Origin of the sequence: Bradyrhizobium genomosp. III (assembly GCF_000261705.1) — a bacterium.
Lineage (GTDB): Bacteria > Pseudomonadota > Alphaproteobacteria > Rhizobiales > Xanthobacteraceae > Bradyrhizobium > Bradyrhizobium ottawaense.
Genome location: NZ_AJQF01000251.1, coordinates 1 through 19,312 on the forward strand (window position 1 = coordinate 1; position 19,312 = coordinate 19,312).

Below are 19,312 nucleotides of genomic sequence, written 5' to 3' on the forward strand. Positions count from 1 at the left end.
CACGGCGCGTGTTCGTGCAGGCCCGGCAGATCTATTGCTACGCGAAGGCCGCGCAAATGGGCTGGTACCCTGAGGGCCGCGCCATCGCGCTGAAGGGGCTGGAGCATCTGCTCAGCAAAGCCAAAGCGCCCGACGGCCGGCCGGGCTATGTGCACCGGCTGACGCCGGAAGGGACGGTGCTGGACGGCCGGCGCGATGCCTACGACCACGCTTTCATCCTGTTTGCGCTCGCGACCGTCTACACGCTCGACCAGGACGCGCAGGTTCGTGCCGAGATCGACGCGCTGCTCGCTTTCCTCGACAGCCATCTCCGCTCGCCGCATGGAGGCGTGCACGAAGGCCTTCCGGTGTCGCTGCCGCGCCGGCAGAACCCGCACATGCATCTGTTCGAGGCGATGATCGCGTGTTTCGACGCGACCCACGACCTGTCGTTCCAGAACCGTGCGGGCGAGTTCTTCGCGCTGTTCCTGGCCAATCTCTACGACAAGCAGAAGCGCATCCTGACCGAGTATTTCGAGGAAGACTGGTCGAAGATCGAGCCGGTCAGCGTCGAGCCCGGCCACCAGGCGGAATGGGTCTGGCTGCTGAAGGGGTTCGAGCGCATCACGGGATGCCCGACCGGTCAGCGGCGTGCCGAGTTGCTTGCGACCTCGATGCGCTATCGCGACGAGGCCACGGGCTGCCTGGTCGACGAGGGCGATGACATCGGCACTATCCGCCGCAGCACGCGCCGGCTGTGGCCGCAGACCGAGATCGCGAAGGCGTGGATCGCGCAGGCCGAATCCGGCGAGGCGGGCGCGGCGGACGAGGCGCGCGCGGCGCTGGTGCGGCTCGAACGGCATTATCTCAGCCATCCCGTGAGGGGCGGCTGGTACGACCAGTTCGATCGCGACGGCAAATCGCTGATCGACACCATTCCTGCGTCGTCGTTCTATCATGTTCTCTGCGCGGTCACGGAAGCGGAGCAGGTGCTCGAACCCTAAAAGTTCAGAGCCAGCGCTTGCGCCGCTTGAAGCTCTTGAGGTTCTTGAAGCTCTTGCGCTGGTCGCCGGCCCCGCCGAGGTAGAATTCCTTGACGTCCTCGTTGTCGCGCAATTCGTCGGCGGTGCCGTCGAGCACGACCTTGCCCTGCTCCATGATGTAGCCGTGGCTCGCCACCGACAGCGCGGCGCGGGCGTTCTGCTCGACGAGGAGGATGGTGACGCCGAGGTCGCGGTTGATCTTCTGGATGATGGAGAACACCTCTTTCACCAGCAGCGGCGACAGGCCCATCGACGGCTCGTCCATCAGGATCATCTTCGGGCGCGCCATCAGCGCGCGGCCGATCGCGAGCATCTGCTGCTCGCCGCCGGAGAGATAGCCGGCAAGGCCGGTGCGTTCCTTCAGGCGCGGGAAATAGTTGAAGACCATGTCGAGATCGGCATCGACCTCGCGGTCCCTGCGGGTGAAGGCGCCGAGCTTGAGGTTCTCCAGCGAGGTCATGTCGGCGACGATGCGCCGACCCTCCATCACCTGGAAGATGCCGCGGCGGACGATCTTGTCGGGGTCGATGCCGTTGATCCGCTCATTATCGAACACGATTTCGCCGCGTGTGACCTCGCCGTCCTCGGTCTTGAGCAGCCCCGAGATCGCCTTCAGCGTCGTCGATTTACCGGCGCCGTTGGCGCCCAGCAGCGCCACGATCGCGCCCTTGGGTACGTCGAGGCTGAGGCCGCGCAGCACCAGGATGACGTCGTCATAGACCACTTCGATGTTGCGCACTGCGAGCAGGGCGGCGGTCGGCACGGCGGTCGGCTTGCTGCGGGATGCTTCGAGGGTGTCGGTCATGCGTCTTCATTCTCCGCTGTCGTCAGAGCTTCTTCCGTCATTCCGGGGCGGTCCGCAGGACCGAACCCGGAATCTCGAGGTTCTCAGGTGCGCAATTGCGCACCATAGTTCGCCTCTTCGAGGCGCCCCGGAACGACGGTCAGATCAGGCGCTCACCAGCCCAGCAATTCCGGCTTGCGCGGCAGCTCGACGGTCTTGACCTTCTCGAGCTTGATCGCGCCCTTGGCCATGAGGTCGTTGAGGTCGCCGTCGGTCGCGCCAGAAACCCTGGTGCGATAGAGATCGACCTTCAGCGTGCCGCGATGGTCCTTGTCGGTCCAGGTCGAGGGATTGCAGACGCCTTCCATGCCGGCCGGCACCCAATCCTTCTTCTGGTAGAAGCCCTTGGCGACGTTGTCTCCGGTAGCGCCGCCGTTCTTGGCAGCCCAGTCGATCGCCTCCTTCATGTACAGCGCAGAGCAGACCGCCGCGACGTAGTGCACGGGACGGTAGACCTTGCCGCTGGCGTCGGACATCTTCGAGATCTCCATCAGCGTCTTCATGCCGGGCGCGTCGCCGCCCCAGCTCACCGCGGTGCGCAAGGGGAAGATGACGCCGTTAGCGGCATCTCCGGCCGTCTTGGCGGCGTTCTCGTCCATGCCCCAGACATTCCCCATGAACTGGATCTCGACGCCGGCGGTCTTGCACGCCTTCATCACCGAGATGTTGGACGCCGCGGTGTTGCCGAGATAGGCGTAGTTGGCGCCCGAGGATTTCAGGCTCAGGCACTGGGCGCTGTAGTCGCCCGGCGCGAGCGCGAACACCAGCGGCGGCAGCACCTCGAAGCCGAGCTCCTGTGCCATCGCTTCACCGGCGGCCTTCGGCGCGTTCGGATAGGGATGGTTGGCGCCCATGTGCACGAATTTCGGCTTGCCGGACTTGCCTTTGGCCTTCCAGTCCTCGGCCGCCCACATCAGCATCGCGCGCAGCGAGTCCGAATAGCTCGGGCCGTAGAAGAAATTGTAAGGAGCGGGCTTGGCCTTGCCGCTGACGCCTTCGGGATCGGTGAGGGCGGCAGCATAGGAGCCGGACATGTCGGGGATCTTGTCCTGAGCGAGGAAGCCGGTCAGCGCCTCGGTGTCGGCGGTGCCCCAACCCATGATCGCGGCGACCTTGCTGTCCGGCGCCGACCACTTCTTGTAGAGCGCGATCGCGCGCGGCACCTGGTAGCCATAGTCGTTGGTGTCGACGTTGAGCTGCTTGCCGCCGACGCCGCCGTTCTTGTTGACCCAGGCGAAGGTGTCGGCGACGGCCTGGCCATAGGGCGTGCCGACGTCGGAGGTGCCGCCGGAATAGTCGGCGAGGTGCCCGATCGCGATCTGCGCCTGTGCGCCGGCCGAGAATGCGGCGATCGCGACGGCGAGCGATGCGGTGCTCAAAAGGGATTTCATCGTCATGGGTCGGTTCCTCCTGTTTATTGTTTAAGTGAAGTTGCCCGCGCTCAATGCGAGAACGGGTAGAGTTTCCAATACGCCTTGATCTGCCGCCAGCGATGCGCGAGCCCGTCGGGTTCGAACATCAGGAAGGCGATGATGATCACCCCGATCGCGATTTCGCGCAGGAAGGTGATGTTGGTGTTGAGTGACAGCGCCTTGTCGATCGCGCCGCCCTTCAAATAATGGCTGATGAACTCCATCCCTTCGGGCAGCAGCACCACGAAGGCGGTGCCCATCAGCGTGCCCATGATCGAGCCGGTACCGCCGATGATGATCATGGCCAGGAACAGGATCGAGCGCTCGATGCCGAAGCCTTCCTGCGACACCACGAGCTGGTAGTGCGCGTAGAGCGCGCCGGCGATGCCTGCGAAGAAGGCGGCGAGCCCGAACGATAGCGTACGGTATTTGGTGAGGTTGATGCCCATGATCTCGGCAGAGAGATAATGGTCGCGGATCGCCACCAGCGCACGGCCGTCGCGGGTGCGCATCAGGTTGGTGACGAGGATGTAGCTGAGCAGCACATAGGCCAGCACGACGTAGAAATACTGTTTGTCGCCGCGCAGTGTGTAGCCGAAGATCGAGAACGGGTTGGCGCTCGCCGGCACCGAGCCGCCGGTGAACCATTCGGCGCGGGAGAAGAAGTCGAGCAGGATATACTGCGCGGCCAGCGTCGCGATGACGAGATAGAGCCCCTTCAGCCGCGCCGCAGGGATGCCGAAGATCAGGCCGACCAGCGCGGTGACGACGCCGGCGAGCGGGATCGCGAAGAACACCGGGATCGGCGCGTTGTTGGAGATGTAAGCCGAGGTGAAAGCGCCGAGCAGGAAGAAGGCAGCATGCCCGATCGAGATCTGGCCGGTGAAGCCGACCAGGATGTTCAGCCCGAGCGCCGCGATCGAGAAGATGCCGATCTGGATCAGGATGCTGAGCCAGTATCCGCTGAAGAATTGCGGCGCGAGGCATAGCAACAGCACGCCTGCGATGGCGAAGTTGCGGCTGGTCGTGGTCGGGAAGATCGTGGTGTCGGCCGCATAAGAGGTGCGGAAATCACCAGCAGGAATGAGGGCAGGGCCGGCCATGGGTCAGATCCGCTCGATGTCGTGGGTGCCGAACAGCCCGTAGGGCTTGATCATCAGCACGATGATGAGGACGTAGAACGGCGCGATCTCGTAGAGATTGCCCCAGTGCAGGTACTCGCTGTCGACATATTGTGCGACGTTCTCGAGCAGGCCGATGATGATGCCGCCGAGCACGGCGCCGCCGACGGAATCTAGCCCGCCGAGGATCGCCGCCGGAAACACCTTGATGCCGTAGGCGGCAAGGCCCGAGGACACGCCGTTCACGACCGCAACGACGACGCCCGCGACCGCCGACACCGTCGCCGAGATTGCCCAGGCCATCGCGAACACGCTTTTCACGGAAATGCCGAGCGATTGCGCGACCTGCTGGTTGAACGCGGTGGCGCGCATCGCAAGGCCGTATTTGGAGGCACGGAAGAACCAGGCCATGCCGATCATCATGGCGACGGAGACCACCAGGCTCATGACATAGACGGTCTGGATCTGTAAGCCCAGCAAGCTGACCGATTGGCTCTCGAACACGCGCGGGAACGGCTGCGGATTGACGCCGAACATCCATTTCAGCGTTGCCTGGAGCACGGTGGAGAGGCCGATCGTCACCATGATCACGGAAATGATGGGCTCGCCGATCATCGGCCGCAGGATCAGGACCTGGACCGCGATGCCGAACACGAACATGAACACGAGCGTCATCGGCATGCCGATCCAGAACGGCACCTGATACTTGGCGAGCAGAGCCCAGCACACCCAGGCGCCGACCAGCAGCAATTCACCTTGCGCGAAGTTGACGACCTGCGTCGCCTTGTAGATCAGCACGAACGACATCGCGACCACGCCATAGAGCGTGCCGACCACGAGGCCATTGACCAGGAGCTGGATGAGGAAGGCGGTGTTCATGTATGGTGGACCTTTCGCCTCTCCCCGCGCGCGGGGAGAGGCCGACGCGCAAAGCGCGGCGGGTGAGGGGGAGCTTCCGCATGCGAGGTGCTGATGAGGGCAAGACGGAGCGCGCCAGGCATTTGCGTGCCGCATTGACTGATGCGGAGGGGACGCTCTGGTATCGCTTCCGTGCACGCCGGCTCAACGGTTACAAATTCGTTCGGCAGGAGCCGATTGGCCCATACACTGTCGACTTCATTTGCCGCGAGGCCCGGCTGATTATTGAAGTTGACGGTGGCCAACACGCCGACAGTGCGCACGACGCGGTGCGGGACAAATGGCGGATCGACCGAAACTATCGAATTCTGCGGTTCTGGAACAACGACGTTTCGAGCAATTTGGTCGGCGTTCTCGAAACAATTGTCACTGCCCTCGCGGAGGCTCCCCCTCACCCGGATCGCTGACGCGCTCCGGCCTCTCCCCGCAAGCGGGGAGAGGTGAAGGGCAGCACCGCTCGCGACGGTAGACCGTGTCACTCCGCCGCCTCCGCCATGTGCCCGTGTCCACCGAGATCCACCACGCGCAGCGTCGTGCGCACGCGCTGCGTGGTGCCGTCCTGGAAGCGGATCACGGTGTCGACGGGGATGTCGGCATCGCCGCGGTAGATGGCATCGATGATGCCTTCGTATTTCTCGTTGATGACGCTGCGGCGCACTTTGCGGGTGCGGGTGAGCTCGCCGTCGTCGGCGTCGAGCTCCTTGTAGAGCAGCAGGAAGCGCGAGATGCGCTGCGCCGGCGGCAGCGTGGCGTTGACGGTCTCGACTTCCTTGCGGAGCAGCGCATAGACCTCGGGGCGCGAGGCGAGGTCGCTGTAGGTCGTGAACGAGAGCCGGTTCTTCTCCGCCCATTTCGAGATGATGGAGTAGCGGATGCAGATCATCGCCGCGAGCGCATCGCGGCCGGCGCCGAGCACCACGGCTTCGGCGATATAGGGCGAGAACTTCAGCTTGTTCTCGATGAATTGCGGCGAAAAGCGCTCGCCGCGCGAGGTCTCGGCGAGATCCTTGATGCGGTCGATGACGACGAGCTGCTGGTTCGCGTTGAAATAGCCGGCGTCGCCCGACAACATCCAGCCGTCCTTGATGTCGGCGACGCTGGCCTCGGGATTCTTGTAGTAGCCGAGGAACATGTTGGGATGTCGCACCACGATCTCGCCGACGCCATGGACGTCGGCATTGTCGATGCGGATCTCGACCTGGTCAGACATAGGCACGCCCGTGGTGTCGGGATCGACCTTGCCCTCGGGATGTAGCGTATAGGCCCCCAGCAGCTCGGTCTGGCCGTACAGGGTGCGCAGCGGCACGCCCATGGCCTGGAAGAACTTGAAGGTCTCGGGCCCGAGCGCCGCGCCGCCGGTCGCGGCCGAGCGCAGCCGGGTGAAACCGAGGCGATCGCGCAGCGCGCGGAACAGGATGGCGTCGGCAAGGCCCGAGCGCTTGCCGTGTTCGAGCGCGGCGAGGCCGCTCTTCATGCCGACGTCGAACAGGCGCTGCTTGAGAGGCGTCGCGTCCATCACCTTGGCGCGGACGTCGGCGGCGATGGATTCCCAAACCCTTGGGGCAAAGAGCACGAATGTCGGCGCGATCTCGCGCAGATCGTTCATCATCGTGTCGGGCTCTTCGACGAAGTTGATCTTCATCCGGCAGAGCAGGCCTTTGCCGAGCACGTAGACCTGCTCCATGATCCACGGCAGCGGCAGCACCGAGACGTATTCGTCGTCCGGGCCCTTGGGGTCGAAGGCGAGATAAGTCGCACAATGGCCAAGCACGCGTCCGGCGGCGAGCATGGCGAGCTTGGGATGGGACGTGGTGCCAGACGTCGTGCAGAGGATCGCGACGTCCTCGCCCTTGGTTGCATCGACCAGCCTGTCGTAGAGCTCCGGCTCCCGCGCGGCACGGGCCCGGCCGAGTTCGGCAAACCTCTCCGCCGACATCAGCCTGGGATCGTCGTATTTCCGCATCCCGCGCGGATCGGAATAGATGATGTGCTTCAGCTTCGGCGCGCGGTCGGCGAGGGTGAGCAGCTTGTCGACCTGCTCCTCGTCCTCGGCGAAGACGAGCTGCGCCTCGCCATAGTTGAGGAGATAGGAAGCCTCCTCGTCCAGCACGTCGCGATAAAGTCCGAGGCTGAGGCCGCCGATGGCGTGCGTCGCCACTTCCGCCGCCACCCAGTCCGGCCGGTTGTCGCCGATGATGCCGATGACGTCGCCGCGGCCAAGGCCCATTTCGAGAAGACCGAGCGCAAAGTCGCGCACGCGGGTCTGGTAGTCGCTCCAGGTGAACAGCCGCCAGAGCCCGAGATCCTTCTCGCGCAATGCGATCTCGTTGCCATGCTCTTTCGCATTGAGCCGGAGCATCTTCGGATAGGTGTCGGCCTGTGCGACGCGGCCTGCGTAATCCATCATGCCGCGCTCTCCTGCGCGGGTGCAGCGTCATCCGGATCGACCAGCACCTCGTCTTCTTCACCAAGATAGGCCCGCCTGACGTGGGGATCGGCGAGCACCGTCGCCGGATCGCCTTCGGCGATCTTCTTGCCGAAATCCAGCACCATGACGCGGTGGGAGATGTCCATCACCACGCCCATGTCGTGCTCGATCATCACCACCGTCATCCCGAATTCCTCGTTGAGATCGACGATGTAGCGGGCCATGTCCTCCTTCTCCTCGAAGTTCATGCCGGCCATCGGCTCGTCGAGGAGAATGAGACGCGGCTCCAGCGCCATGGCACGGGCGAGCTCCACGCGCTTGCGCAGGCCGTAGGAGAGGGTGCCGGCTTGCGCCTTCCGCACCGACTGCAGGTCGAGGAAGTCTATGATCTCCTCGACCTTGCGGCGGTGCTCGAGCTCCTCCTTGCGCGCGCCGGTGAGCCAGTACAGCGAGCCTGTGAGGAAATTGTTCTTCAGGAGGTGATGGCGCCCGACCATGATGTTGTCGAGCACGCTCATGTGGTGGAACAGCGCCAGGTTCTGGAAGGTGCGGCCGATGCCGAGCGAGGCGCGGGCGTTCGGCGTCAGGGCCGTGATGTCGCGGCCCTGGTAGAACAGCTGGCCTTCGGTCGGCTTGTAGCGGCCGGAAATACAGTTCACGATCGAGGTCTTGCCGGCGCCGTTGGGGCCGATGATCGAGAACAGCTCGCCCTCCCTAATGGAGAAGCCGACGTCGGTCAGCGCCCGGACGCCGCCGAATCGCAAGGACACGTCGCGCACTTCAAGACTGGTAGCCACCAAACGAAACCCTCCCGGTGATGGCGCTTTTTAGTGGCGCTCTTCGTCCGTTCCTGCCCAGCGATCCTAGTACGGTGGTGCCGGTGAGGCCATGCAGCAGATGGTCTCGACCGGAGCCGCGCCACTCTCGTTCCCGTCAGGGATCAAAAGCCGCATCGTCCGAGGTGGTCCTCAATAGGGGAAAGCGCTATTTTGAAATGTCTCGCGGCTGACAATTCTGCGACAAAGTTTGCCGGGCGGCGGCGGCCTTCATCTTTCGTCGGATGGCGGTTGGAATCATCATGCTGCAATGCAGCAGAAGATGGAGTGACGAAACGGTGCGGCTGGCCGCGAGATCATGATTTCAGAAGATCAACTGAAGCGCGTCGCCGCCTGGTCGCGCGAGCTCACGCAAGCGGAGATCGAGGTCGCGCGCGCCGGAATCACGGAGCGGTCCTACGGCACCGGCGAGACCGTGTTCATGCGCGGTGATATTTTTGCCTATTGGGCCGGCATGGTGGGCGGCCTTGCCCGCATGGGGGGGGTCTCCAGGGACGGCAAGGAGACCAGCCTCGCCGGGCTGACGGCGGGGGCCTGGTTCGGCGAGGGCAGTGTGCTCAAGAACGAGCCGCGCCGCTATGACGTGGTCGCGCTGCGCGACAGCCGCGTCGCGCTGATGGAACGCAGCGCCTTCATGTGGCTGTTCGAGAACAGCGTCGGCTTCAACCGCTTTCTGGTGCGCCAGCTCAACGAACGGCTCGGCCAGTTCATCGGCATGCTCGAGGTCAACCGCACGCTGGATGCCACCGCGCGCCTCGCCCGCAGCATCGCCTCACTGTTCAATCCGATCCTCTATCCGGAATCGACCGCTCATCTGGAGATCACCCAGGAGGAGATCGGTGCGCTCTCCGGCATGTCCCGCCAGAACGCCAACCGCGCGCTGAACCGGCTGGAGAAGGAGGGACTGCTGCGGCTCGAATATGGGGGCGTCACCATCCTCGATATCGAGCGGCTGCGCGGGTATGGGGATTAGGCGCGGTCATCGCGCATTGGCGGGTGCATGGACCGGCCAGAGGTCGGCGCGCCAGCGGATGGCGATCGCCAGCATCGCGATGAAGCCGGCGGCGGCATAGAGCGAGCCCGTCGCGGAATAACCAATGATGTCGATCAGGCTGCCGGCGGCGAGCAATCCGATCGGCAGGCCATAGATCACCATCATGCGCACGCCCATCACCCGGCCGCGAAGGTGTGCGCTCGCGGTGCGCATCAGGATCACGGCCGCCGAGATCATCGACATGCTCTGGGCGATGCCGGCGAGCATGAGGCAGGCCATCGCCACCGGCATGGTCCTGACCTCGACGAATACCAGCAGCATGGCGTACCAGGCCAGCGTCGCGCCGATCAGAAGCCGGGCAATGCGCAGTCCGCCGACCAGGCTGAGCGTGATGGAGCCGATCAGCGAGCCGATCGCAAAGCTCGCCGAGAGGTAACCGAGGCCGGTCTGGTCGGTATGAAAGATCTCCCGGGCGATGTAGGGCAGCAATCCGCCAGTGAAGGGAAATGCGGTGAGATTGGCCAGGAAGGCGACGCACAGCGCCGCACGCATTCCCGGGCCACTCCAGGCGTAAACGATCCCTTCCTTCAGATCGCCGAGCAGCCGCGAGACGGCATGGCTATTCGCCGGAAGATCGCTCGTGATGACGGTCCTCTTGGGCCGGGTCAGGCACAGCATGAGAAGCGCGGCCACGAAGTAGAGACAGGCAATCGCCACGTAAACGAGGCCAATGCCGAGGACGGCGAACAGCCCGGCGCCCGTCAACGCTCCGGCGATGCGCGCGCTGTCCTGGGTCGTGCGCGCAACGCTGATGGCGCCCACCAGCTGCTCGGCCGGCATGATCTCGGCGAGCAGCGCGCCGCGGACGCCGAGATCCGAGGGGCGAATCAGGCCCATGACCGCGACGATGATCATGACGCTCAGCGGCGACAGATGACCGGTCAGCGCCAGAACCATGATGGTTGACGAGAGCACAGTATAGGCAAGACGCATCGCGACCAGAAGATCGCGATGACCCATGCGGTCGCCGATCATGCCGAACACCGGCGCGACCAAGGTCCCGACGAATTGGAGCGAGGCAAGCACGGTGAGCAGCAGCACCGAGCCGGTCTCGACCAGGATGTACCAGCCCAGCACCAGCGTCTCGATCTCGAACGCCCAGGATGTGAGCAGGTCGGACGGCCACTGGAAGCGATAGTTGCGGATGCGGAATGGCGCGAGCGCCGACGGCCGCGCGGCTGCGCTCAAGACGCGATGACGCGTGTCACGGCGAATCCCTTGCCTTGTTGTTTCTTCTTTCCGATCAGCAACGTAGCGTTGGCGACGCGCGTGTCAATCGGACCGGCCGCATGCTGCCATGCATGGCTGCATCAGCACGTCCGCTGCAGGCGCGTGACCGGTCCGTGCGAATGTCTTCCCCTGGTTTCTGCGATCGGTTCGTCCATGGACGCAGGAGGCGGTCATAGTGTCTTCATCTTGCTGTGGCCCAACAGGTCGCGGGCGCGGGGAATCGGAGCGATCGCAGCATGTGGGTACGGTGGCCGAGGTTTGCCGCGCAGTCTTTTTGTTTTGTACTTCTCGTAAGCGTCATGGTCTCGCCGGGGCAGGCGGGGTCGCAAGACATGTTGGCGCTGATGCAGCGCATTACGGCGCTGGCGAAGGAGGGCCGCTACGGCGAGGCGGTCGGCTTTGCCAGGAAGCTCGTCGTTGAGGCCGAGAAAAGCACGGGGCGACAATCGCCCCTGACCGCGACCACGCTGGTCGTGCTGGGGCAGGCGCTCCAGACGAAAGGCGAGACCACCGAGGCCGAAAGCGTGCTGAGGCGGGCCCTCGTCATTCGCGAGAAGAGCCTCGGTCCCAATCATCCCGATGTCGCCGCCGTGCTCGCCACGCTGGGCCAGATCGAGCTCGGCCAGAACAGGCTCGGCGATGCCGAACGCGACATGTCGCGCGCGATCGCCATCGACGAGAGCGTGCTGGGCCCTGACCATCTCACCACGGCGCTGGCGCGGATGCAGCTCGGCAATCTCCGTCACCGCCAGATGAAGGAGACGGAGGCGCTCGATCTGTTCAACCGTGCGCTCGTAGTGTTCAGGAAGTCTCCGGGACAGGCTGACATCATGATCCCGGTGACCTTGAACAACATCGCGGAGGTCAATCGGGCGCAAGGCCGGTTACAGCAGGCCGAGGCGAGTTTTGCCGAAGCGCTTGTGCTTCAGGAGAAGCAGCATGGCCCGGACAGCATCTATCTGACAGCGACCCTCAACAATCTCGGCGAGCTCCGCCGTGCGCAGGGACGGCTTCCGGAGGCCGAGCAATTGGCCCGACGGACTTTGGCTATCAGGGAGAAGGCGCTCGGACCTGATCATCCCGATGTCGCCGCGAGCCTCAACAATCTGGCCCTGGTGTTCTCGCGCGAGGGCCGGGACGCCGAGGCCGAGGGGCTGCTGACCCGCGCACTCGCCATTCAGGAGAAGGCCGTCGGGATAGCGCATCCGAACGTGGCGACGGCATTGAACAACCTTGCGGAGGCCTGGGCCCATCTCGATCGCAAGCAGGAGGCGGAGCAGCTGTTCCGCAAGTCGCTGGCGATCCGTGAGAAGGCGCTCGGGCCGGCACATCTGGATGTCGCGATCGCGCTTGACAATCTGGTGACGCTGATGAGCGAGGCCGATCGTTACGCCGAGGCCGAACCGTTCGCGCGCCGGTCGCTTGCGATACGCGAGGCCGCGCTCGGGGGGTCTCACCCGCTGATCGCCAACAGTCTCAACAATCTGGCCGTCATTCTGGACAGCACCGGCCGGCCGCAGGAGGCCGAGCCGCTGCTGAAGCGCGCGCTGGATATCCGCCTGCGCGCTCTCGGCGAGCAGCATCCGGATGTTGCCAACAGCTTCGCCAATCTCGGCGCCCATCATATCGATTTGAAGGATTGGCAGCAGGCCCGCGACGCGTTCGCGCGCGCGGTCGCGATCCAGAACGGCCGCCGCGCCGCCGAGCAGGAGAGCCGCGGCGATGTGAAGGTCCATGAAGAGACCAATCCCTATCCCGGACTGATCGTAGCCGCCTATAACCTCGCGAGCGCCAATGCGGGGCAGGCCGGCGCCTTGCGATCGCAGGCGTTCGAAGCGGCGCAATGGATCGGTGACGAGCAGGCTGCGCGGGCGATTGCCGGCATGTCGGCCCGCATCGCCGATGGCAGCGGGGATCTCGCCGCGCGCGTCCGCGAGCGGCAGGATCTCGGCGCGCAAGCTGTCGCGACCGACAAGATGCTCGTGGCGGCGATCTCGCAGGCGGATGCTGCGCGCAACCCGGCGGCGGAGCAGGCGCTTCGTGCCCGAGCCTCGGCCATCTCAGGTCAAATCCGGGAACTGGATCGCTCAATCGCTGCGCAGTTTCCGGACTATGCAGCGCTCGTAACGAAGGCGCCGATTGCGATCGAGGATGCCCAGAAGCAGCTTCGTCCCAACGAGGCGATGTTGCTGTTCACGACGACGTCACGCGCCACCTTCGTCTGGACCGTGACGCGCTCGGACGTGCGCTGGCATTCGGCGGATCTCGGCGAAAAGCAACTCGCTGAGGCCGTCGGTGCCTTGCGCTGCGGTCTGGATACGGATGCATGGCTGGACAAGGCGACCACATGTCCGCAGAAGCTCGGCCGCAAGGCCCCGCTTGGGGCGGACGAGCCATTGCCGTTCAACCAGGAGCGCGCCTTTGCGCTCTACCAGGCGCTGCTCGGGCCTGTCGCTCGCGACATCGATGGCAAAGAGCTGATCCTGGTGCCGTCGGGGCCGCTGGCGACGCTGCCCTTTCAGGTCTTGCTGACCGAGAAGCCGGCTGCCGGCCAGGACCTCGCGAAGGCGCCCTGGCTGGTCCAGCGATTTGCCACCACAGTGCTGCCTTCAGTCTCCAGCCTCAAGGCATTGCGGCAGGTCGCACGCAAGAGCGCGGCGTCGAAACCGTTTCTCGGCATCGGCAATCCCGTGCTCGACGGCGATGGCCGCAGCGATGTCGCGATGGCGCGTGCCAAGCTGGCGCGCCAGATTCAGACCTGCGCCGTCCTCCCGACGCAGGCGACCCAGGTCGCACAACGGAGCTTGCGCGCCGTGGACGCGCTGTCGGGCGGCACCGCGGACATCGTGCAGCTCAGGCGGCAGATGCCGCTGCCGGAAACTGCGCTCGAACTGTGCGCGGTGGCCAGCACCTTCGCGCCCGTCAAAGGCGACGTCGTCCTCGCTGGCGACGCCTCCGAGACCAGGATGAAGACGCTCGGCCAAAGCGGCGATCTCGCGAAGTATCGCATCCTGCATTTTGCGACGCATGGCGCGCTTGCGGGGCAGGTGCGCGGCTCGATCGAGCCAGGACTTATCCTCAGCCCGCCAGCGGCGCCGACGTCCACCGATGACGGCTATCTCTCGTCGTCGGAGATATCCGGCCTCAAGCTCGATGCCGATTGGGTGATCCTGTCGGCCTGCAACACTGCTGGCGGGCAGGGCGCCAATTCGGAGGCCTTCTCCGGTCTTGCGCGGGCCTTCTTCTATGCTGGCACGCGCGCGCTGCTGGTGTCGCACTGGGCGGTGAACTCCGACGCCGCGGTCGCCATCACCACCGGCACGATCGACGCCATGAAGACGCATCCCGATATCGGCCGAGTAGAGGCGCTGCGTCGCTCGATCTCGGCACTGATCACCAAGGGCGGCGAGAGCGCGCAGCCCGCAACTTGGGCGCCCTTCGTGCTGGTGGGGGCCGGCGCCATCTAGCGGTTCAGCGCGCCGCCGCGCCCTGAACCGGCTGGTTGCGGGGATGAGTGAAGCGGCGCTCGCGGCCGTTAATCAACCACCGCTTGCTCTTCCTGCACGACGAGCCCATGCTTGTCAGGTCGCTGGGCCCATCCGACAGGTCCAGTAGACCGCGTCATCGCGGCTTCCGCGGGGTCTTGACCCATGAACTGCTCTTGCTGCGGTTCCGAGGTTCAGAGCGGCTTTGCCTTCTGCCCGAAGTGCGGCACGAAGCAGCCGAACGCGTGCCCCGGCTGCGGCTATGCATGCGCTCCGGATTTCACGTATTGCCCGAAATGCGGCGCCCTCGTCAGTGAACCCCCCAAAGCCGGGGGACAGGCGCAGCCGGGCCGGTCGACAGCGCCGGTCAGAGCGTCGTCACCGCCGCTGGCGCCGGCGGTCGACCCTCACCAGGCTTTTCGACCGCAGCCAGACAGGATGGACAACGAAGCCAACCGCCGCACCATTACCGTGCTGTTTGCCGATCTCAGCGGCTTCACCGCGATGAGCGAGCGCCTCGACCCCGAGGTCATGCAGGCCCTTCAGAACGAATTGTTCGAGGAGCTGACGGAAGCGGTGCAAGGCTTTGGCGGCTTCGTGGACAAATTCATTGGCGATGCGCTGCTGGCGCTGTTCGGCGCGCCAGCAGCGCACGAGGACGATCCGGAGCGGGCGGTCCGTGCTGCACTCGACATGATCAAGCGGACGGAGCAGCTCAGCGAGCGCGCGAAGGTCTATGCCGGCGCACCGCTGCTGCTCCACATCGGCATCAATACCGGGCACGTGGTTGCGGGCGGACTGGGTGTGGGCGTTGCCAAGTCCTATTCGGTAACCGGCGACACGGTGAATACCGCGCAGCGATTGCAGTCGATGGCGCCGCCGGACGAAGTGCTGGTCGGGCCCTTGACCTACCGCCTGACCCGGCATGCGTTCTCGTATGAATCGCTCGGCGAGGTCTCGCTCAAGGGCAAGATGGGCAGTGTCCTGGTCCATCGTCTCAAGGGACCGCTCGACACGCCGCGTGCGGCGCGAGGCCTCGACACGCTGGGCCTCAGTGCGCCGCTGATCGGCCGCGACGTCGAGCTTGCCCGCATGATCGGCAGTCTCGATCGCGCGTGCGGCGGTGCGGCGCAACTGGTGCGGCTGGTCGGCGAAGCGGGCATCGGCAAAACGCGCCTGGTGAACGAATTCGTCGCCCGCATCCGCGATGAGGAGCGCTTCGCAGGTGTGGCGATCCGGCAGGCCGCCTGCTCGCCCCTCGGCGAACAATCCTACGGCACGCTCGCCGCGGTGCTGCGCAGCGCCTATGGCATCGCGCAGAAGGCCAGCGCCGCGGCGGCTGAGGCCAGGCTGGCTGAGGCCCTGTCGGAGCTTGGCCTTCCGGCCGAAGAGGCAGAGCGGCTGATGCCGCTCTATGTCCATGTCCTTGGCCTCGGCGGCCCGGACGCCGCATTGCAGCACGTCGAGCCCGAACAGCTCCGGCGGCAGATATTCTTTGCGATCCGGACCGTCTTCGAACGGCGCCTGGCCTTGTCACCGCTTCTGATCATCGTCGAGGATCTGCACTGGGCCGATGCCGTCTCCCTCGAGGCGCTGCGGTTCCTGATGGACCGGCTGGAGCGCACGCGGTTGATGCTGTTGTTTACGCATCGGCCAATGCTGGAGCTGGATCAGTTCGGTTCGGGCCGGATCAGCCACACGACCCTTCGATTGCTTCCGCTCGGTGACGCCGACGGACAGAACCTGCTGGCGGCTTATTTCAGTCACGGTTGGCGCGAGCCGCCGGGAAATCTGTTCAGTCGAATCCTGGAGCGCGCGAGCGGCAATCCGCTTTTCCTCGAGGAAATCATCCGCGGTCTCATCGAGGCCGGCGCCTTGGAGCGTGACGGCCCGCAGTGGCGGATAAAGTCGGATGAGGCCGCCGCCGACATCCCGGCAAGCATTCAGGCGCTGTTGCTGGCGCGGCTGGACCGGCTGCCGCATGAGGTGCGCCGGCTGGCCCAGGAGGCCGCGGTGATCGGCCCGCGCTTCGACGCGGCTCTGCTCGGTGCGACGGCAACCGGGCCGGCAAAGGTCGAAGTGGGCCTCGAACTTCTGTGCGACGCCGAGATTGTCGAGGAGGTTGCGGGCGCAAACTCGATCTCGCTGCGATCCTACCGTTTCACGCAGACCATGCTGCAGGACGTGATCTATCAAAACCTGCTCTTGCAGCGGCGGATCGAGCTCCATGGACGGATTGGTGCCGCGCTGGAGCGGCTCTATGGCAGCGAGCCCGAACGGCTCGAGGACCTCATCCTGCTGGGCCATCATTTCAGCCTGAGCGCGCACAAGTCGAAAGGCGCCCGCCATCTGCGCGCGGCCGGCGATCGCGCACGCGCGACCTATGCCAATGACGATGCCATCCGTCTCTATCAGCAGGCCCTCGCCATGTTGTTGACCGGCGGCGAATGCGTGCCGGAGCGCCTGCTTCTGTACGAGCGGATCGCGGACCTCTGCGCCGCGGCGGGCCGCCGCAACACGGCCGAGGAGCACTACCAGAGCGCGCTGGAGGGGCATCGCGCCACAAAGGACCGCATTGGCGAAGCGCGAATCCTTCGCAAGCTTGGCAGGTTGTTGTGGGACGCCGGCAAGCGGATCAACGCAGAGAGGCATTACGCCGAGGCGGCTGACCTGCTTGGAGGGACCGATGCGCCGATCGAACGGGCGCACCTCTTGCAGGAGCGCGGCCGTCTCGCGTTTCGCATGGGCGATCACGTGGCCGCCGCGACATGGGCGGACGAGGCCCTTGGCTACGCCCGATCCGTCCCGGCGGACGCGGACGAGCAGGCCCGACTCGAGGCGGCGCGCGCCATTGCCGAGGCTCTCAATACCAAGGCGGTTGCACTGGCGCGGCTTGGACGACACCAGGATGCGGTGCGCGAAGTGGAGCAAAGTGTCGCGGCGGCCGAGGCCGCCGGCCTTCTCAATGTGGCCTGCCGCGGCTACACCAATCTCAGCGTGCTCTACACGATTGTCGACCCGGCGCAAGCCATTGATGTATGTCGGCGCGGACTGGATGTCGCGCATCGTATTGGCGATCTCGGGTTCCAGGCGCGTCTTCTCGCCAATTTCGCCGTTGCCTGTTGCACCTTCACGGACAAATGCACCGAGGAAGGGGTGCCGGCTGCCGAAAAGGCAATCGAGATCGACCGTGCGCTCGATCAGCGCGAGCATCTCCCCGTGCCCCTGATCGTGCTCGGGCAAATCCATCAATGCCATTTCCGGCCCGATCAGGCCGCCCGCTGCTACAATGAGGCGATCAAGGTCGCGAGCGAAACCGGCGAGCCGCAGCAGCTTTTTCCGTGCTATGATGGTCTCGCGACGCTGAACCTTGATCGCGGCGACATGCCTGAGGCCGAGCGGTATTTCGCGCTGGCCGATGACGTCTGCACCAGGCACGGGCTTGATCCCGCCGGACTGATTGTACTGCCATTTCTTGACTAGGTCATGTGAAGGAGTTCAACCATGCCAGAACGTCATGTCGATGGACCGCTGCAACCGGGTGATCGCGCACCGAACATCGTGCTGGATGCCATCACCCGCGAAGGGAAGATCGCGCTCGATGATTTTCGCGGGCAAAGTCCGATATTGGTCGGCCTGTTTCGAGGCCTGCACTGCCCGTTCTGCCGCCGCCATATCGCGGCCCAGGCGCAGCTTGACGCGGCCCTGCGCGACAAGGGCGTTGAAAGTCTGACGGTCGTCAATACGCCGATCGAGCGCGCTCGGCTCTACTTCCGTTATCACCCGTTGCCCAATCTGCTTGCCGCGTCCGATCCCGAGCGGGTCTCGCACCGCGCGTTCGGCCTGCCCAATCTCGAGTTCACCGAGAAGGAAACCGAGTGGCCGCGCAAGGTGGGCATGGATGTGGTCATGGGCATGCAAGTTGACATTCCCGGAGAATTGCCCGGGCCGATGAATCGTTTGGCAGCCGCCGAGCAGCTCAACAACAAGGATGGCTACGAGATGATGGAGGCCGATCAGCGCATGGCTGCAACCGGCCAGGGCCAGCTATTCGGCCAGTTCCTGCTCGATCGGGAAGGGGTCGTGCGCTGGGCCTTTACAGAAGTTCCGGAAGGCGGCCAGCGCATGTTCGGGATGCCGAGCCCGGGTGAGTTGATGTCGGCGGCTTCGCAGGTGGCGGGCTAGACATCGTCGCGCGGTTGGCGTGGTGCTCTCGACCGCAGCAGGCACGAGCCGGTGCGCTCGAGGTGGTGCCGCCGTTTTCGCGCCCACGCCTGCGCGTGACGAACGATTAATCCGAGCGCACTTAATCCGAGCGCACAATGACCGACATTCAGGAAAGGCTCCTCGAAAGCAAGATGACCGAGATCGAGCGGGCCCGATCCTGGAGCCCCCGCGTGATCTCCAAATTCGAAACGCTCATCAGGAGCGGTGACGATCTATCGCTCTACCGCGTCAATCCGCTGGCATTCGCGCGCGACCGCGCCATTGCAGAGCCGGAAAGCATTGACCTGTTTCTCTATGCGACGAGAAGCGGGCTATTCGAGATGAGCTGGGATGTTGTTTGTCCCCAATCCGGGATGGTGCTCGATAGCTTCGGCGCCTTGCGCACGCTCAAGACCCACTATGTTTGTGGTTTGTGCGACGTCACTGGCGAAACCGATCTCGACGACTTCATAGAGGTCACGTTTACGGTGTCGCCCCAGCTTCGGCGGCTTCCGTTTCACGATCCTGCCTCCCTCTCGGTCGAGGATTTCCATTGGAAGCTTCGATTTCTGAATGACGCGCGGATACCTGGCCAACAAATCCGATTTCTCGACTATTTGCATGCGTTCGTTCGCGGCCTTTCGTTCTTGCCGCCAGGCTCCGCCACGACCATTCGTTGCGAACTCGGTCCCGGCGCTCTGGCGGGGGTCAATATTCAAACCCAGGCTGCGTTCGCCGTTGCGGTGGCCGGCGAGC

Annotated in this window: 14 protein-coding genes; 7 read left to right on the top strand and 7 right to left on the bottom strand. The window is 64.7% G+C overall.

What is annotated here, in order from left to right; translation table 11 throughout:
- The coding region (locus IC66_RS0121595) for an AGE family epimerase/isomerase (protein ID WP_038949008.1) at nucleotides 1-983 on the top strand (983 nt) is incomplete at its 5' end.
- A gap of 4 nt (nucleotides 984-987) precedes the next feature.
- Here the strand turns inward: IC66_RS0121595 and IC66_RS0121600 are convergent.
- The 4 genes from IC66_RS0121600 to IC66_RS0121615 all read right to left on the bottom strand — a co-directional run bounded on the left by IC66_RS0121600 (nucleotide 988) and on the right by IC66_RS0121615 (nucleotide 5,278).
- Complete coding sequence (locus IC66_RS0121600) at nucleotides 988-1,827, bottom strand: ABC transporter ATP-binding protein (protein WP_038949009.1); 840 nt, start codon at nucleotides 1,825-1,827, stop codon at nucleotides 988-990.
- A 152-nt stretch (nucleotides 1,828-1,979) separates the two neighbouring features.
- On the bottom strand, nucleotides 1,980-3,263 hold the full coding sequence (locus tag IC66_RS0121605) for an ABC transporter substrate-binding protein (protein WP_038949010.1): 1,284 nt from the start codon (nucleotides 3,261-3,263) through the stop codon (nucleotides 1,980-1,982).
- A gap of 44 nt (nucleotides 3,264-3,307) precedes the next feature.
- Nucleotides 3,308-4,381 (bottom strand): branched-chain amino acid ABC transporter permease, encoded by a 1,074-nt coding sequence (locus IC66_RS0121610; RefSeq protein WP_018317429.1) that lies wholly within the window; start codon nucleotides 4,379-4,381, stop codon nucleotides 3,308-3,310.
- 3 nt (nucleotides 4,382-4,384) lie between these two features.
- Nucleotides 4,385-5,278 (bottom strand): branched-chain amino acid ABC transporter permease, encoded by an 894-nt coding sequence (locus IC66_RS0121615; protein WP_018317428.1) that lies wholly within the window; start codon nucleotides 5,276-5,278, stop codon nucleotides 4,385-4,387.
- Nucleotides 5,279-5,358: 80 nt separating this feature from the next.
- Here IC66_RS0121615 and IC66_RS0121620 point away from each other — a divergent pair, with 80 nt between their 5' ends.
- Nucleotides 5,359-5,724, top strand: coding sequence for an endonuclease domain-containing protein (locus IC66_RS0121620; protein ID WP_038949011.1), 366 nt, complete (start codon nucleotides 5,359-5,361; stop codon nucleotides 5,722-5,724).
- A gap of 68 nt (nucleotides 5,725-5,792) precedes the next feature.
- Here IC66_RS0121620 and IC66_RS0121625 read toward each other — a convergent pair whose 3' ends face one another.
- On the bottom strand, nucleotides 5,793-7,724 hold the full coding sequence (locus IC66_RS0121625; RefSeq protein WP_038949012.1) for a long-chain fatty acid--CoA ligase: 1,932 nt from the start codon (nucleotides 7,722-7,724) through the stop codon (nucleotides 5,793-5,795).
- On the bottom strand, nucleotides 7,721-8,542 hold the full coding sequence (locus IC66_RS0121630) for an ABC transporter ATP-binding protein (RefSeq protein WP_028143362.1): 822 nt from the start codon (nucleotides 8,540-8,542) through the stop codon (nucleotides 7,721-7,723). The genes IC66_RS0121625 and IC66_RS0121630 overlap by 4 nt, the downstream gene beginning before the upstream one ends.
- A gap of 337 nt (nucleotides 8,543-8,879) precedes the next feature.
- Here IC66_RS0121630 and IC66_RS0121635 point away from each other — a divergent pair, with 337 nt between their 5' ends.
- Nucleotides 8,880-9,554, top strand: coding sequence for a Crp/Fnr family transcriptional regulator (locus tag IC66_RS0121635; protein ID WP_038949013.1), 675 nt, complete (start codon nucleotides 8,880-8,882; stop codon nucleotides 9,552-9,554).
- A 6-nt stretch (nucleotides 9,555-9,560) separates the two neighbouring features.
- Here the strand turns inward: IC66_RS0121635 and IC66_RS0121640 are convergent, their stop codons facing one another.
- Nucleotides 9,561-10,823, bottom strand: a complete 1,263-nt coding sequence (locus tag IC66_RS0121640) for an MFS transporter (protein WP_038949014.1) — start codon at nucleotides 10,821-10,823, stop codon at nucleotides 9,561-9,563.
- Nucleotides 10,824-11,197: 374 nt separating this feature from the next.
- On the opposite strand from IC66_RS0121640, the gene IC66_RS46355 reads away from it, so the two are divergent.
- From IC66_RS46355 to IC66_RS0121660, 4 genes are all read left to right on the top strand, one after another.
- A complete protein-coding gene (locus tag IC66_RS46355; RefSeq protein WP_162131338.1) occupies nucleotides 11,198-14,332 on the top strand; it encodes a CHAT domain-containing tetratricopeptide repeat protein in 3,135 nt (1,044 codons plus the stop codon).
- A gap of 183 nt (nucleotides 14,333-14,515) precedes the next feature.
- Complete coding sequence (locus IC66_RS0121650; protein ID WP_038949016.1) at nucleotides 14,516-17,833, top strand: adenylate/guanylate cyclase domain-containing protein; 3,318 nt, start codon at nucleotides 14,516-14,518, stop codon at nucleotides 17,831-17,833.
- 21 nt (nucleotides 17,834-17,854) lie between these two features.
- Entirely contained in the window at nucleotides 17,855-18,535 is a 681-nt protein-coding gene (locus tag IC66_RS0121655) for a redoxin domain-containing protein (protein ID WP_028143358.1), read from the top strand.
- A 137-nt stretch (nucleotides 18,536-18,672) separates the two neighbouring features.
- On the top strand, nucleotides 18,673-19,312 hold a 640-nt coding region (locus IC66_RS0121660), incomplete at its 3' end, for a DUF5939 domain-containing protein (RefSeq protein ID WP_038949017.1).

What these genes read in the sequence shown, in the direction of transcription:
- IC66_RS0121610 (WP_018317429.1), bottom strand. Translation starts at nt 4,381, where the DNA reads ATGGCCGGCCCTGCCCTCATTCCTGCTGGTGATTTCCGCACCTCTTAT.
- IC66_RS46355 (WP_162131338.1), top strand. Translation starts at nt 11,198, where the DNA reads ATGTTGGCGCTGATGCAGCGCATTACGGCGCTGGCGAAGGAGGGCCGC.
- IC66_RS0121635 (WP_038949013.1), top strand. Translation starts at nt 8,880, where the DNA reads ATGATTTCAGAAGATCAACTGAAGCGCGTCGCCGCCTGGTCGCGCGAG.
- IC66_RS0121625 (WP_038949012.1), bottom strand. Translation starts at nt 7,724, where the DNA reads ATGATGGATTACGCAGGCCGCGTCGCACAGGCCGACACCTATCCGAAG.
- IC66_RS0121615 (WP_018317428.1), bottom strand. Translation starts at nt 5,278, where the DNA reads ATGAACACCGCCTTCCTCATCCAGCTCCTGGTCAATGGCCTCGTGGTC.
- IC66_RS0121605 (WP_038949010.1), bottom strand. Translation starts at nt 3,263, where the DNA reads ATGACGATGAAATCCCTTTTGAGCACCGCATCGCTCGCCGTCGCGATC.
- IC66_RS0121650 (WP_038949016.1), top strand. Translation starts at nt 14,516, where the DNA reads ATGAACTGCTCTTGCTGCGGTTCCGAGGTTCAGAGCGGCTTTGCCTTC.
- IC66_RS0121600 (WP_038949009.1), bottom strand. Translation starts at nt 1,827, where the DNA reads ATGACCGACACCCTCGAAGCATCCCGCAGCAAGCCGACCGCCGTGCCG.
- IC66_RS0121655 (WP_028143358.1), top strand. Translation starts at nt 17,855, where the DNA reads ATGCCAGAACGTCATGTCGATGGACCGCTGCAACCGGGTGATCGCGCA.
- IC66_RS0121620 (WP_038949011.1), top strand. Translation starts at nt 5,359, where the DNA reads ATGCGAGGTGCTGATGAGGGCAAGACGGAGCGCGCCAGGCATTTGCGT.